Annotated in this window: 14 protein-coding genes and 2 pseudogenes; 11 read left to right on the top strand and 5 right to left on the bottom strand. The window is 65.5% G+C overall.

The window, feature by feature from the left end; all coding sequences use genetic code 11:
* Positions 1–161 (bottom strand): transposase (locus M3461_09760; GenBank protein MDQ3774623.1); only part of this gene is annotated, 161 nt, incomplete at its 3' end.
* Between the two features lie 508 nt (positions 162–669).
* Between M3461_09760 and M3461_09755 the strand changes: the two genes are divergently transcribed.
* From M3461_09755 to M3461_09725, 7 genes and pseudogenes are all read left to right on the top strand, one after another.
* Positions 670–894 carry an addiction module protein gene (locus M3461_09755; GenBank protein MDQ3774622.1) on the top strand — a complete coding sequence of 75 codons (225 nt, stop codon included), beginning with the start codon at positions 670–672 and terminating at the stop codon, positions 892–894.
* Positions 895–1,263: 369 nt separating this feature from the next.
* Positions 1,264–1,460: pseudogene (locus tag M3461_09750) on the top strand (type II toxin-antitoxin system HicB family antitoxin).
* 117 nt (positions 1,461–1,577) lie between these two features.
* Entirely contained in the window at positions 1,578–1,748 is a 171-nt protein-coding gene (locus M3461_09745) for a hypothetical protein (GenBank protein MDQ3774621.1), read from the top strand.
* A gap of 160 nt (positions 1,749–1,908) precedes the next feature.
* Positions 1,909–3,552, top strand: a complete 1,644-nt coding sequence (locus M3461_09740; GenBank protein ID MDQ3774620.1) for a hypothetical protein — start codon at positions 1,909–1,911, stop codon at positions 3,550–3,552.
* A 331-nt stretch (positions 3,553–3,883) separates the two neighbouring features.
* Positions 3,884–4,125: pseudogene (locus tag M3461_09735) on the top strand (hypothetical protein).
* Positions 4,122–4,340: a DUF2283 domain-containing protein gene (locus tag M3461_09730; GenBank protein MDQ3774619.1), complete on the top strand. Its 219-nt coding sequence runs from the start codon at positions 4,122–4,124 to the stop codon at positions 4,338–4,340. The pseudogene M3461_09735 and the gene M3461_09730 overlap by 4 nt, the downstream one beginning before the upstream one ends.
* A gap of 174 nt (positions 4,341–4,514) precedes the next feature.
* Entirely contained in the window at positions 4,515–5,519 is a 1,005-nt protein-coding gene (locus tag M3461_09725; protein MDQ3774618.1) for a DUF1668 domain-containing protein, read from the top strand.
* 278 nt (positions 5,520–5,797) lie between these two features.
* Here the strand turns inward: M3461_09725 and rsmA are convergent, their stop codons facing one another.
* From rsmA to lptD, 4 genes are all read right to left on the bottom strand, one after another.
* The gene (rsmA, locus tag M3461_09720; protein ID MDQ3774617.1) at positions 5,798–6,604 is read right to left on the bottom strand and encodes a 16S rRNA (adenine(1518)-N(6)/adenine(1519)-N(6))-dimethyltransferase RsmA; all 807 of its coding nucleotides are present in this window, start codon (positions 6,602–6,604) and stop codon (positions 5,798–5,800) included.
* Positions 6,605–6,638: 34 nt separating this feature from the next.
* A complete protein-coding gene (pdxA, locus tag M3461_09715; protein ID MDQ3774616.1) occupies positions 6,639–7,673 on the bottom strand; it encodes a 4-hydroxythreonine-4-phosphate dehydrogenase PdxA in 1,035 nt (344 codons plus the stop codon).
* Entirely contained in the window at positions 7,648–8,961 is a 1,314-nt protein-coding gene (locus tag M3461_09710) for a peptidylprolyl isomerase (protein MDQ3774615.1), read from the bottom strand. The genes pdxA and M3461_09710 overlap by 26 nt, the downstream gene beginning before the upstream one ends.
* Before the next feature lie 62 nt (positions 8,962–9,023).
* Complete coding sequence (lptD, locus tag M3461_09705) at positions 9,024–11,396, bottom strand: LPS assembly protein LptD (protein MDQ3774614.1); 2,373 nt, start codon at positions 11,394–11,396, stop codon at positions 9,024–9,026.
* A 182-nt stretch (positions 11,397–11,578) separates the two neighbouring features.
* Between lptD and M3461_09700 the strand changes: the two genes are divergently transcribed.
* The 4 genes from M3461_09700 to M3461_09685 all read left to right on the top strand — a co-directional run bounded on the left by M3461_09700 (position 11,579) and on the right by M3461_09685 (position 13,324).
* On the top strand, positions 11,579–12,418 hold the full coding sequence (locus tag M3461_09700) for an SDR family NAD(P)-dependent oxidoreductase (protein ID MDQ3774613.1): 840 nt from the start codon (positions 11,579–11,581) through the stop codon (positions 12,416–12,418).
* Complete coding sequence (locus M3461_09695; protein MDQ3774612.1) at positions 12,415–12,654, top strand: hypothetical protein; 240 nt, start codon at positions 12,415–12,417, stop codon at positions 12,652–12,654. Before M3461_09700 ends, M3461_09695 begins: the two co-directional genes overlap by 4 nt.
* Before the next feature lie 92 nt (positions 12,655–12,746).
* Positions 12,747–13,109: a type II toxin-antitoxin system VapB family antitoxin gene (locus M3461_09690; GenBank protein ID MDQ3774611.1), complete on the top strand. Its 363-nt coding sequence runs from the start codon at positions 12,747–12,749 to the stop codon at positions 13,107–13,109.
* Positions 13,106–13,324 carry a hypothetical protein gene (locus M3461_09685; GenBank protein ID MDQ3774610.1) on the top strand — a complete coding sequence of 73 codons (219 nt, stop codon included), beginning with the start codon at positions 13,106–13,108 and terminating at the stop codon, positions 13,322–13,324. The genes M3461_09690 and M3461_09685 overlap by 4 nt, the downstream gene beginning before the upstream one ends.
* The last annotated feature ends 129 nt before the right edge of the window (positions 13,325–13,453 follow it).

Here is a 13,453-nt window from a genome sequence, read left to right as displayed (position 1 = left end):
TCGTTGAGGTCTTCGTACCCGAGCGCTATCCCGTACACCCGCTGTTTCACGAGCGATTCCACCGAGTGCTCGATCAACTCCGGATCCCGATGATCGACGAAGCACCCCGCCAAGCGATTCAGAAATGTGGGTCGGCTCTTCCACTTCGCGCAAAAGAGCACAACCCTATCCGAACTGATCCGCCCCCATCGAACCGCCCCACCACCCCCCGCCCTCCAAGACCGTGAAAGTTTATCCGCTCTGCGCTACACTCTGTGTTCATAAGGCCGTCCTCGTATGTCGGCATAACCTATTGATCAAGAACATATTATGCCACGAGGTACGGCCTTCTTCCATACCACCGGTGAGAAATCCGGGCTAGGCGCTTGTCCCGTTGAAACGAGCCCGGTTCGTAGCGGCAGCTCGCCGTGAGTTCCTCGCCGAAGTCATTTACTACAACAAAAAGCAGCCCGGCCTTGGCTCGCGTTTCACAGAAGCAGTCAAAGAGGCGACCGGTCGCCAACGCCTGAAGTGCGTAGTGCGGGACATCCGCACGCTACGTTCCGAGAGAGCCGGGGGCGGGTGCCCGCCTCCGGCGACCCCATGGGCGCCGGGTAAGCGGCTTCCCTACCGTGGAGATTTCACTTACGGGCTGCTAAAATTGCCAAATCTAAAAGCCGGTGCCCCATCATGTCCGTTTCCGCCGAAAAGGTGCTTCGTCAAGCCATGCAGCTCTCCTCCTTGGATCGAGCCGCGCTGGTCGAGGGTCTCATCGCTAGCCTAGACAAGCCTGATCCAGCCCTTGATGCACTATGGCTCAAGGAAGCTGAAGATCGTATTGCAGCGTACCACGCTGGAGAGCTTGCGGCAGTCGATGCTGAAGAGGCATTTGCTGAACTCGGACGAAAGGCTTGAGGGTTCGCCTTCTCTTGCCGGCCCGCCGTGAGCTTGACGTGGGCGGTTCGCTACTACAACCTGCAGCGAGTCCACCTCGGCGACGAGTTCAGGGACGAAGCTTGGGCAACGATTCAGCGCATCAAAGACTTTCCGTTGGCCTAGCATCCTCTAGGTGGAGCAATCCGCCGGTGCCAGATGCGGCGTTTCCCGTATGGAATCATCTACGAGCCGTTGGGATCGGAGATAGTCGTCATAGCTGTGGCGTGTCTCCATTAGGAACCAGAATATTGGCGGTCTAGAGTGTGAAATCGGACAAGGTGACGAATGGGGTCGAACTGGTGCTAATCGGATACTGCCTACCACGTGCAACAACATGAGTAATGCACAATGAAATATAACGTTGTTTTTCATCGTACCGAGGAGGGTATCAGCGTTTCGGTTCCAGGGCTCCCAGGGTGTTGGTCTGAAGGGGATACCGAGGAAGAGGCGCTCGAAACATCCAGGACGCTATTCGGCAATATCTAGCTGCGGCAAAAGAGGTGAGCAGCGATCAGGAAACGCGCGAAATAGAAGTTGCGGCATAGTCCGTGGCGAAACTCCCGGGTATCAACCATCTGGACTAGCTAGCCGCGCCACGGGGCCGGGCGGTCATCGCCATCCAGAGGACAGCCCGCTGCCGCCACACGACCGACCCCGGTGCGATGCGCGACGAAGCCATGCTGTGTTCAAGTAACCGCGGTATACTGGTCCGGACCCCGGCCTGCGACATCAGCGTCGTGGGGCGGAACACCGAAGGCGTACGACCCATCGACCTGCTCGAGGATGAGCGCTTGGTCGGTACGGAGGGCTTCGAGAACTATGAGCAAGGTTAGGAATTCGAACCGGTGCGAGCGGATCCCGCACGAACACGGGCTAATGCCCGCGAGGCCCATGCCTGAGCGGGGGACCGGTGGGTCGTGGCGCCGAGCGGCCGCGAGCGTCGCGCTGTTGGCATTGTGTTTCAACCACGCGGTTCATGCGGCACCTGGAGACTTGGACCGAAGCTTCAGCGCCGACGGTGGTGTGCTCACCGACTTCGGGGGTTTCGAGGCGGCCAGTGCCGTGGTCGTTCAACCGGACGGCAGGCTCGTGGCGGCCGGTACCGCCTTCGTCGGCGGTAGTCGCGATTTCGCGCTGGCGCGCTACCACCCTGATGGAAGCTTGGATACCGGCTTCGGCTCGGGCGGGCTCGTCCTGACCGACTTCGGTTGGGGGGCCGACGATGGCGCAGCCGCGCTCGCGATCCAGCCCGACGGCAAGCTCGTAGCAGCCGGGTTCTCCAATGCCGGGGGTCCGGGCGATTTCGATTTCGCCCTGGCCCGTTACAACCCCGACGGCAGCTTGGATACCGGCTTCGGTGTCGGCGGGACCTTACGCACCTCCTTCGGCGGCAACTCCGAGGGCGCCAACGCATTGGTGATCCAGCCCGACGGCAAGATCGTGGCGGCGGGGTTTTCGGATGGCGGGACTCCCGGCGATCTCGATTTCGCCCTGGCCCGTTACAACCCCGACGGCAGCCTGGACCCGAGCTTCAGTGGCGGAGGCTTTCGCACCTTCTTCGGCGGTACCTCCGAGAGCGCCAAGGCGCTCGTAATCCAGCCCGACGGCAAGCTCGTGGCGGCCGGGTTCTCCAACGGGGGAGGCGCCGACGATTTCGATTTCGCCCTGGCCCGTTACAATCCCGATGGTAACCTGGACCCGAGCTTCGGTGGTGGCGGCTTTCGCACCTTTCTCGGCGGCAGCTCCGAGGGCGCGAACGCGCTGGTGGTACAGCCCGACGGCAAGCTCGTGGCGGCCGGGTTCTCCAACGCCGGGGACCCCGGCGATTTCGACTTCGCCTTGGTACGCTATCTCCCCGATGGAAGCCTTGACACGGGCTTTGGTTTCGGCGGGACCCTGCGGACCTTCTTCGGCGGCGACTCCGAGGGCGCAAACGCATTGGTGATCCAGACCGACGGCAAGCTCATCGCCGCGGGGTTCTCCAACGGCGCGGGTCCCGACGATTTCGACTTTGCCGTGGCCCGTTACAACACGGATGGCGGTCTCGATCCGAGCTTCTCGGGCGGAGGCTTTCGCACCTTCTTAGGGGGAGGCAACTTCGAGGGTGCCGAAGCGCTCGCGATCCAACCGGACGGCAAGCTCGTCGCCGCAGGGTTCTCGAATTCCGGTGGCGACGACGACTTCGCCCTGACCCGTTATGTCTTGACGGACAGCACACCGCCTCCGCCGCCCCGATGTGGCGGCCGCGCGGTCACGATCCTCGGGACCTCGGGCAACGATACGATCCGCGGTACGGAGGGGCCCGATGTCATCCTCGGCCTGGGCGGCGACGACGTTATTCGCGGGCTGGGCGGGAACGATACCCTATGCGGGGGCCCGGGCAACGACACGCTCATCGGTGGCCCGGGCAGGGACCGGATGTTCGGCCAGGGCGGGAACGACAAGCTCTTCGGCGATAAAGGCAAGGACAGGCATGATGGCGGGAGCGGTCGAGACACCTGCGATCGGAATCGCGGGGAGATAGCCAAGGGGTGTGAAAGGACCACCCGCAGGGGTCGGCCCAGTAATCCCCCTCCCCGCGTACCGCCCCCAACGCGGCCGATCGCCGCGATATGCAATACGCCGGGCTGTCTCTGAACGGCACGTCAGGGCACCAACCATGATCGAGCACTGATCTCGGGCGCAAGGACGATGTCCAAGGACGGGGGACTCCAGAGTCTCGGCGCCCGCATCGACGAGGTCGACGGCCAGCAAGCGTAGGGTGCGCTGTGCGCACGCGGAATGGCCTGGATGTTTTTCCGAGCGGTTACGCCAAACCCAATGCGTGGTCCACGTGCGCACCGTAAACGGCGCGGTCCACACCCTACGACTCTTCGTTATGCGGCCGGAGTCGGATGCGGTGAAGGAAGGGAACCGCATCCTACGCGCTATAGATCTCCTAGGCCATTGTGGTGGTATCCCGTTAAACATGACGGCCTATCAGTTCACTGAGTACTTCGAGAAGAAGGTACTCCGGAAGCGCCCATATCTCAAGAAGGAATGGTGCATTCGAGTCGTTGATGAACCGTTTTGTTCGGAACCCCAGGAACACAACCGATATAGGTTCTGGGCCGCCTGCCCGGAGCTTGGCGGCCGGTACTTGCGAGTCGTCACGTTGGAGGATAAGTGACGATCCATAACGCTTTCTTGGACCGAGGTTTCAAGCCATGAAACTGAATTACTACGCCGACACGGATTCCTTGTATATTGACCTCTCCGAACAACCGAGTGTCGAGAGCCGAGAAATTTCTGAAGGGGTTGTGGTGGACTATGACGCCAACGGGAACCTTGTTGGCATTGACATCGACAACGCGAGCAAAAAGGTCCAGCTTCAACAGCTGATCCTGAACAAGCTGCCGTCCGAGGTACAAACCGTTGCCGCTTAATCGGGTGGCCAGCGGCGTTTAGCCCGAGCCCACCACCACGGCACTTGTTCGAGAGCCGGAGGCTCGCCTGCGCTTTGTTGTAGTTGTGCTGTTCAACAATTTCCGGCCAACTATCCAGCAAGCGTCTTTCCGACTGGCCACACCAAGGTCGGTGGATTCGGCTACACTCAGGACATGCGCACGATCACGACCATCGCAGGGCTGTTGCTCTTGCTAGCGGGCGCGCTCTATTTCTACTACGTGCGCGGAGTCGGGATCTCTCCGCAGATCTCCGCGCCCGCAGCTACCGAACGGGGTGGGCGCGTGCGCACCTACACCTTTGGCGTGAGCGCGGGCATGCCTACGCCCCGTACCGAGGTCGCCTCGGCGGTGCTCCAGGGCAAGATCTACGTGATCGGAGGATTCGATGGCCTCGGGCGGACCGTCGCGAGCGTCGAGGTCTACGACCCTGCCATTCGGCTTTGGGCAGCGGGCCCCAATCTGCCGGCGCCCCGCCACCACACGGCCCTGGTCACGGCGGGGAACACCCTCTATGCGCTGGGGGGTTACACCGGTTCGGGCTTCGAACCCCACGCAGAGGCCTTTGCGCTGGACGCCGGGGCTGTGTCGTGGAGGCCGGTTGCGCCGTTGCCGGAGGCGCGGGGGGCCATGGCCGTGGCCGCGCTGGACGGCAAGCTCTTCGTCGTCGGCGGGGTGGGGACCGAGGGGTTGGCGAACGAGCTTTACGTGTACGACACCGTGGCCGACCGCTGGGAAGAACGGCGGCCGGCGCCGACGCGCCGTGACCACCTCGCCGCCGCCGCACTGCATGGCCGGCTGTACGTGGCCGGGGGCCGGGAGCAAACCCTGTCGAAGAACCTGGCGACGCTCGAGGTCTACGATCCGACCACGGACACCTGGAGCGCAGGACCGGAAATGCCCACTGCCCGCGGCGGGGTCGCCGGCGCCGCCTTCGACGGGCTCTTCGTCGTGGCGGGCGGGGAACGTCCAGGCGCGACCCAAGCCGAGGTCGAAGCCTTCGATCCGGAGACGCGGCGGTGGCTGAGCCTGCCACCCTTGCCTACGGCCCGCCACGGTCTCGCCGCCGCGGTTTCGGGGAACGTTCTCTACCTCATCGGCGGCGGCAAGCACCCCGGTCTTTCGGTCTCGGACAATGTGGAGATCTTGGAGGTGAATTAGGTGTCAAGGCACCGTTGCCCTTCACGGTCCCGCATGGAAGCGCCAGTGATCATCGCCTGGGACGAGATTGAGGATGATGAGCGAAATCGCTTTTGAGGCTGAGAACGTCGTGCTCCACGAGTTCGCCCACCAAAATTGGATCAGGACGACGGCGTTACAGACGGCACGCCGGTGCTCGGCGACCGCACCGGTTACCGGGTGTGGGCGGAGATGCTTGGGGCGTGAGTTCGAGGCGCTACGGGTGAAGGCATCGCGCGGCGAGGGGACGCTGTTGATGCTCACGGGACTGGCGCGCTCGCCAGATCATTGGTGAGGCGCACGAAATCGGCCACAGCGAGCGACTCGGCGCGCAGCATGGGGTCGATCCCGGCGCGCCCGAAACCAGCCTCATCGATCCATCCCCTCAAGGCATTGCGGAGCGTCTTGCGGCGCTGGCCGAAGGCCTGCCGGACCAGGCGCTCGAAAAGGCCGTGGTCGACAACCGGGGTCGCCGGCGGGCGGGGTACCAGCCGGATGACGGTCGAATGGACCTGAGGCTGTGGCCGGAAGGCTTGCGGCGCGACCGAGAAGAGCTCGGTGGCGGCACAGCGATACTGGAGCATGACGGACAGCCGCCCATAGTCTCGGGTCGAAGGGGCGGCCACGATGCGCTTGGCAACCTCTCTTTGCAGCATGAACACCAGGTCTTGGACCGCGTCGCTGTGCGCCAGGAGGTGGAACAAGAGGGGGGTCGAGATGTTGTAGGGCAGGTTGCCCACGATCCGGAGCTGGCCCCCTGCGGGTGCGAGGTGCGAGAAATCGAAGCGGAGCGCGTCGCTGCGATGGACCCGCAGCTCGCCGAGCGGGCCCAGGTCCGTCGCCAGCGCCGCGACCAGCTCGCGATCGATCTCGACGACATCCAGTGTCCCGAGGACCTCGAGCAGCGGCCGGGTCAGGGCCCCGCGGCCCGGTCCGATCTCCACTATGTGCTGGTCGGCCACGGGCCGGATGACGGCGACGATGCGCTCGATGACGTCTGGATCGGTGAGGAAATGCTGTCCGAAGCGGCGCCTGGGCCGGGGTGGCCGGTCCTCGCCTCTGGTCACGCCGGGACCAAGGGCCGACTGGCATCGGGCGGCCTCACAAACTTTTATTTACCATTGGGGCGCGTCGGGCCAGATCCAGGGCGGTGTGGATTGCGGCCAGCATGCTGCCCGGATCCACGTCAGCGGTCCCGGCCTTGTCCAGGGCCGTGCCATGATCCACCGAGGTGCGCAGGATGGGCAGGCCCAAGGTCACGTTGACCGCCTCCCCGAAGCCATGGTGCTTGAGGACCGGCAGCCCCTGGTCGTGGTACATGGCGAGCACGGCATCGACACCCTTGAGCCGGCTCGCGATGAAGGCCGTGTCCGCCGGGACCGGGCCCTCGATGGCGTGGCCCAGGGCACGCAGCGCCGCGATGGCCGGGGCGATGTGCTCGGCATCCTCGTGGCCGAGGTGGCCGCCTTCCCCGGCGTGGGGGTTCAGGCCGCACACGATGATGCGCGGCGCCTGCACCCCGAAGCGCTCGCAAAGGTCGCGCACGAGGACCCGCAGGACGCTTGTGACACGCGCCTCCGTGATGAGCGCACTGACCTCGCGGAGCGGCACATGCGTCGTGCAGAGCGCCACCCGCAGCCCGGGTGCGCACAGCATCATGACCGGCTCTCTGCTGCCGGTCAGCGCCGCCAGGTACTCGGTATGTCCGCTGAAGGGGATGCCGGCATCGTTGATGACCCCCTTGTGGACCGGCGCCGTCACCAGCGCGGCGAATGTCCCCTCGAGACACCCGCGGCCGGCGCGCTCCAAGGTCTCGACGACATAGGCGGAATTGACGGCGTTCAGGTGGCCACAGACGGCCGGTACGCGCAAGGGCACGGGGAGGACGCGAAGCTCGCCGGGCGCCCGGCGGCCTGGAAGCGGATCCGCGGCCCGTGCCTCGAAGGGGATGACTCGCAGCGGGAGCCCGAGCAGGGCCGCGCGTTCCAGGAGCAGATCGGGATCGGCCACGGCCACGATCCCGCTCGCAAGCCGCTCCTGGGCGAGCCTGACCACTAGGTCCGGACCGATCCCGGCCGGTTCCCCGGCGGTCACCGCGATCGATGTTGCATCACTCCTCCAGGCGGTATTCGACATAGGCCTCGTCCCGCAGCCGCCGCAACCAGGCCTGGCGTTCCTCCTCCCCCTTGCGGCGGCGGATCGCCTCGCGCGCCTGGGCGCGCATGGCCTCCACGGTGTTGTCGCGCCGGCGCCGCTCCAGGACCTGCACGATGTGCCAGCCGAACTCGGTCTCGAAGGGCTCGCTCACCCCGCCCGGCTCGAGCGCCGTCATGGCGTCCTCGAACTTGGGGACCAGGTTTCCGGGACTCATCCAGCCGAGATCGCCGCCCTTGGCGGCGCTCTGCTTGTCGGCGGAGTTGAGGCGCGCGAGCCCGGCGAAGTCCTCGCCCGCCAGCACCCGATCTCGGAGCCGATCGAGCCGGGCGCGGGCCGTCTCGGCGCTCACCAGATCGTCGGGCTTGACCAGGATATGGCGGGCGTGGGTCTCTGTGACGAGCCCGGTATCGCCACCGCGCACCGCGATCAGTTTCACGATGTGATAGCCGTTCGGGCTCTCGATGAGATCGCTCACGCCGCCCTCACGCAGCGAGGTCGCGACTTCGGCGTAGATCGCCGGGATCTCGCCGGCCTTGCGCCATCCGAGGTCGCCGCCCTCCAGGGCCTCCTGGTCATCGGAGACGGCGATCGCGACCTGCTCGAAATCTTCGCCCTGGCGCAGCCGCTTGAGGGCCGCCAAGGCCTTGTCGCGCGCCGCCTTGCGTCCGTCGGCGTCCGCGTCCTCGGGCACCGCGACGAGGACCTGCGCCAGGTGGTATTCATGGTCGATCTTCTCCTGCCGGGCCTGGGTCGCGAGGTAGTTGTCGATCTCGCGGTCCGAGACATGGATGAGGTTGTCCACCTGGCGCTGGCGCAGGCGCGAGACCATGATCTCGCTCCGGATATCCTCCCGGAACTGGACGAAGCCGTAGCCCTCCGACTCGACCGCCTGGCGGAACTGGGCGAGGGTCATGCCGTTCTCGGCGGCGATGTTGCTCATGGCGCGATTCAGGCTCTCGTCATCCACCTGGACGCCGGTCTGCCGCGCCGTCTGGATCTGGATCTTGGTGAGCACCAGGCGCTCCAGGACCTGGCGATTCAGCACCCGATCGGACGGCAGCTCGCCGCCGCGCTGCTCGATCTCCCGCTCGACCCGCCGCACCATGCGCTTGAGCTCGCTCGCCATCACCACGTCGTCGTTGACGACCGCGATGATGGCATCGAGCGGTTCTCCCCCCGCGACCACAGCCGGTGCCAGCACGAGCAACGCGAGGAGCACTCGCCCGAGCGCGCGCGAAAGCGTTCGGAAGCGATCGGAAGCACTCATGCGCAGCGCCAAGAAACGCCCGTCAGCCGCGCGCGGCAGGTCTTTTCACGCGATCGCATGTCTCACATCCCGGATGTCAAGTCATTCTCGTAGCCGGGGATGCTACGCTTCAAGAAGCTCGTGGTGGAGCGCCCGAATCCGGCCAGGCCCTTGAGCTCCAGTTGCACGAAGATCTGGTTATCCAGCGTGGTATCGTCTTCCGCCCTTGTCGAGGAGTCCTGGTGTAGAAACCGGCGCGCCACCGTGCGCACCGCGTAGCAGCAACTCTCGTACTCCAGACCCACCGCGGCCTCGAGCGTCTCGTTGCCGTCGAGCGAATAGTTCCAGCGCCCGACGACGCTCAAGGCCGGTGTCACCGGGAGCCGCAGCGACACGTCCGTCTGCTCGATCCCGATGTCCGTCTGCTCAGCGCCGGTTTCATCGATACCCACGATGTCGCGGCGGATACGGTACTCGGCATTGACGATGGTCCTCGAATCGGGGAGATACCGCAGGCCCAGGAGGCCCAGATCGAAGCTCGTGTCGTTGCGATCGAAGATGACGTCGGCGCGTGCACTCAGTCCGTTCGTGAAGCGCGCGACGAGCTCGCCCGCCACATCCGAAACGGGATCGTCATCGATGGGGGGGGGCGGGGCTGGCGGGCGGCGCGGGAGCGCCACCTCCCGATCGGCGAAATAGTAACTCTGGCCGATGCTCAACCGCAGGTGCTCGAAACCGGAATCGCGGTCGATGAAGCGTGAGGTCACACCGAGCGAGATCTGATTGGCATCCCCCACCCGGTCCGGGCCGCTGAAGCGATTCTCCCTGAACAACTGTCCGAACGATACGGTGTACTGGCCGGTGTCGAAGATCGGCAGATCGTCCTGGTCAACCTCGGGGATATAGAGATAAAAAAACCGGGGCTCCAGCGTCTGCAAGAGCGTTCGCCCGCCGAAGCCCAGGTCGCGCTCGTAGAGGAGGCCGCTGTCGACGCTCAGGATCGGGAGGAGGCGGTTGGGCGTCTCGTCCGCCGTGGTAGCCGTGGTCCCGGTGGCGGGTTGGTCGAGCAAATACTGCGTATACTCGACGCCGAGCCTGGGTACCAGGAAGGTACCCGCCGTATGGAACGGGACGCTGACCACGGGTCTCAAGTCGATGCGTCCGCCGACGGGCCCCGCGCCACGGCTGAAATAACTGCTCTGGGTCAATAAATCGAGATTGAGCCCGCCTTCGCGCCGGGGGGTATAGGCATTGAAGTACACCTGCGGCAGACGATCATAGGGCTGGTTGATCTCGGGTATCGTGTCATCCACGGTCTGGTAGCCCTGGAAACGCGCCAGGACGTTCCACAGATCGCCGGAGTAGCGCGCGTCCGCGCGTTGCTCCAGATAACGCCTGCTGGTCAGGGCGAGGCTAGTCCCGAAGTCGTCGAAGTACTGTTCATCGGAGACGCGGGTGAAGTCGAGGAACAGGTGGCCGCGGTGGCCGGCGAATCTCTGCTCATGTGCGTAACCGATGAGCCAGCGGGCATCGTCGTCGCGCTCGCTGTCGACGGGCAGGTACTCGGCATCGAGTTGGCCGTCGCCCCTCCGCATGAGATAGCGATACTGGCCCCCGAGCAACACCCCGCGATCGCTCAGGAGGCGCGGCGCCAAGGTGGCGTCCATCTCCGGGGCGATGTTCCAGTAATAGGGGAGCGTGAAGTCGAAACCGGTGTCGTCGGAGCTGCCGATGGTCGGCGGCAGGAAGCCGCTCTTGCGCCGGTCGCTGATCGGGAAGGTGATATAGGGGGTGTAGAAGATCGGCACGTCCAACACGTTCAGAAATACGTGGTAGGCCTCGCCCCAGTGCTCGTCGTGGTTGATCTTCATGCGCCGCGCCTCCAGCCGCCACTCGGGCACCTCGGCCTCGCAAGTCGTGTAATCGACCTCGGTGAGCCGGGTCTCGTCCTTGCGGCTATTGTGGGTCACGGTACGCGCCTCCCCATGGGCCCGGCGGCCGGGGAGCCGGTAGGCACCCCCTACCAGCCGCGCCCGATCGCTATCGAACTCGACGAGGGCATGGCGGCCGCTCCAGAAGATAGTCGGGTCCCAATAGCGGATATGGCCCTCGGCCTCGGCGATGCCGCGATCGCGGCGATAGGTCAGGAGATCGGCGGCGACCGCCTGCCGGTCGCGCACCAGCTCCACACCACCGACGAGCACCGAGCGCCCGACCTCCGGCACCCGCACCTCGTCGGCCTTGCCTTGAACGGTACCGGCGACGAAGCCCGGCGCCCTCTTGCGGCTGTCATAAAAGGGGCGGGGCGGGATCGCGGTGTCGGGGGGACACAGGGCATAGCGCGGATCGGGTCCCGATGCGGGCTGCGCCACCACGGTGAGGCTCCAAAGGCCGAGGAGCGCGCAGAGTCCCGCCCACCCCAGAGACACCCCGGTGCCGTGCGCTAGCTTGCCCACGTGGGCAGGACACCGGTAGGGGCGGTCCCCCGTATCCGCCCCGGTGCCGCGGGCTGGCCGGCCGACACGGGGAGGGCACGGTTTATCATGAGCGACGTTTGCGGTCATGCGCGGATACACGCCCGTGTCCGCGACAGCCCGCGGCTGGGTCCTCGGGCCATGGTAAAGAGCGGAGAGGTCGTATGGCAAGCACACCGGACAGAAGCGTCCTGGTCACCGGGGCATCGAGCGGGATCGGTTACACGGCCGCGCAGGGCCTGCGCGCGCGCGGCTACGGCGTGATCGCCAGTGCCCGCAAGCAGGAAGACGTGCAACGCCTGTCGGCCGAGGGGTTCACCGCCGTGCAACTCGACCTCGCCAACTCGGCCTCCATCCGGGCCGCCGTCGAGACCACGCTGGCACACACCGGTGGACGGGTCTACGGCCTCTTCAACAACGGTGGGTTCGGGCAGTTGGGCGCGCTCGAGGACATCACCCGCGACGCCCTGCGTGCCCAGTTCGAGGTCAATGTCTTCGGCGCCCACGAGCTGACGCGCCTCATCCTGCCGGTGATGCGGGCAGAGGGCCGGGGGCGCATCATCCAGAACAGCTCGCTGCTCGGGCTCGTGGCCCTCAAGTACCGCGGGGCCTACAACGCCAGCAAGTTCGCCCTCGAGGCCCTGAGCGACACCCTGCGCCAGGAGCTCCGCGGGACCGGGATCCGGGTGGTCCTGATCGAGCCTGGTCCGATCACGAGCCGTTTCCGGGAGAACGCCTACCGGACCTTCGAGCGCACCGTGCTCTGCGAGAACCCCGATACCGCCAACCGCGGCGGCATCGAACGCTGGCTCAAGAACCACGGGTCGGCGGGCTGGTTCACGCTGCCCGCCGAGGCGGTGCTCGCCAAGGTGATCAGGGCCCTGGAGCAGGACAATCCGAGCCCGCGTTACTTCGTCAGCACGCTGACCTACGCCTTTGCCTTCCTGAAACGCGCCCTGCCGGACCGGGCCCTGGACGCGCTCATGGCGCGGATACAGGCGTGAGCGAATTCGCGCCACCCTGGCCTCCCCTGCTGCATCTCGGGGAGAGCGGACTGTCCTCCTCCGATGTCACGAACTCGCCGCGCGGACTCGATCGCGAGGGTTTGTGCGCGTTGTTGCCAGAGGCGCTCTGGGCCAATCCCGAGCCGCTGTTCCTCACCATGCAGGAGATGCTGGACGTCGCCGAGTGCGACTTGCTCGAGCGGGAGCGGCAAAAAGCCATGGCCAGCACTAACTAAGGGTTTCGACGCCTTTATCGCCGGGTCACCCTCGCGCCCGAGGACGCCCCAGTGCTATGCTGATACACATTGATGTGTAAAGAGGGTCGAACATGTTGAAACGCAAGTCCGTTACCGCACGGCCGGCGCTCAAAGCGCGCAAGACCGCGCGCAAGAGGGTCATCGAGGGCCAGGTCCGCACCAACGTCGTCATCGATCGCGAGCTTGTCGAGAAGGCCAAGGCCAAGGCCCACGTCCGCACCACCCGTGAAGCGGTACACGCGGCCCTCGCGGAGTTCGTGAAGCCCTACGACTACTCCGGGCTTCTCGCGCTTCGCGGCACGGGCTGCATCGCCGAGGACTACGACCCAGGCGCCGGTGGCGCCGCGAAATTCCTCGGCTGGGAGCGCATCTATCCGGCCGTATCGCCGTCCGATAGGTCTAGCGCGAAACCGGAGCGAGCGCACGAATCGTGATCGCGGATACCCCGGTGTGGATCGACTGGCTGCGCGGCGATGAGAGCCCTCCCGCCAATCTGTTACAGGCCGAGCTGGACGCCGGCGCCACCCGGTGTACGCGCTCCCCGTCATCATCCAGGAAATCCTCGAGGGCGCACGCTCGCCAGGGCACTATCATGCGCTTGACCGTGAGCTTTCCCGGCTGCGCGTGGACGTATCTCTCGATGGTTTGAAGGTGGCGAGGGCGGCGGCGCACTCTATGCGCGCTGCCGATGGGCCGCATTCACGCCGAGACACACCAACGATTGCCTGATTGCGGCGAGCTGCGTCCTTCTCGACTTGCCGCTGCTCCACAACGACCG

The sequence above is a fragment of the Pseudomonadota bacterium genome, from assembly GCA_030860485.1.
Lineage (GTDB): Bacteria > Pseudomonadota > Gammaproteobacteria > JACCXJ01 > JACCXJ01 > JACCXJ01.
The sequence above is the reverse complement of the archived record's forward strand: the minus strand, read 5'-3'. Positions and strand labels throughout refer to the sequence as shown.

Bases quoted from the DNA above. Each gene is read 5' to 3' on its own strand.
- M3461_09755 (MDQ3774622.1), top strand. From the start codon at position 670: ATGTCCGTTTCCGCCGAAAAGGTGCTTCGTCAAGCCATGCAGCTCTCC.
- M3461_09745 (MDQ3774621.1), top strand. From the start codon at position 1,578: ATGCGCGACGAAGCCATGCTGTGTTCAAGTAACCGCGGTATACTGGTC.
- M3461_09730 (MDQ3774619.1), top strand. From the start codon at position 4,122: ATGAAACTGAATTACTACGCCGACACGGATTCCTTGTATATTGACCTC.
- M3461_09725 (MDQ3774618.1), top strand. From the start codon at position 4,515: ATGCGCACGATCACGACCATCGCAGGGCTGTTGCTCTTGCTAGCGGGC.
- pdxA (MDQ3774616.1), bottom strand. From the start codon at position 7,673: ATGTCGAATACCGCCTGGAGGAGTGATGCAACATCGATCGCGGTGACC.
- M3461_09710 (MDQ3774615.1), bottom strand. From the start codon at position 8,961: ATGAGTGCTTCCGATCGCTTCCGAACGCTTTCGCGCGCGCTCGGGCGA.
- M3461_09700 (MDQ3774613.1), top strand. From the start codon at position 11,579: ATGGCAAGCACACCGGACAGAAGCGTCCTGGTCACCGGGGCATCGAGC.
- M3461_09690 (MDQ3774611.1), top strand. From the start codon at position 12,747: ATGTTGAAACGCAAGTCCGTTACCGCACGGCCGGCGCTCAAAGCGCGC.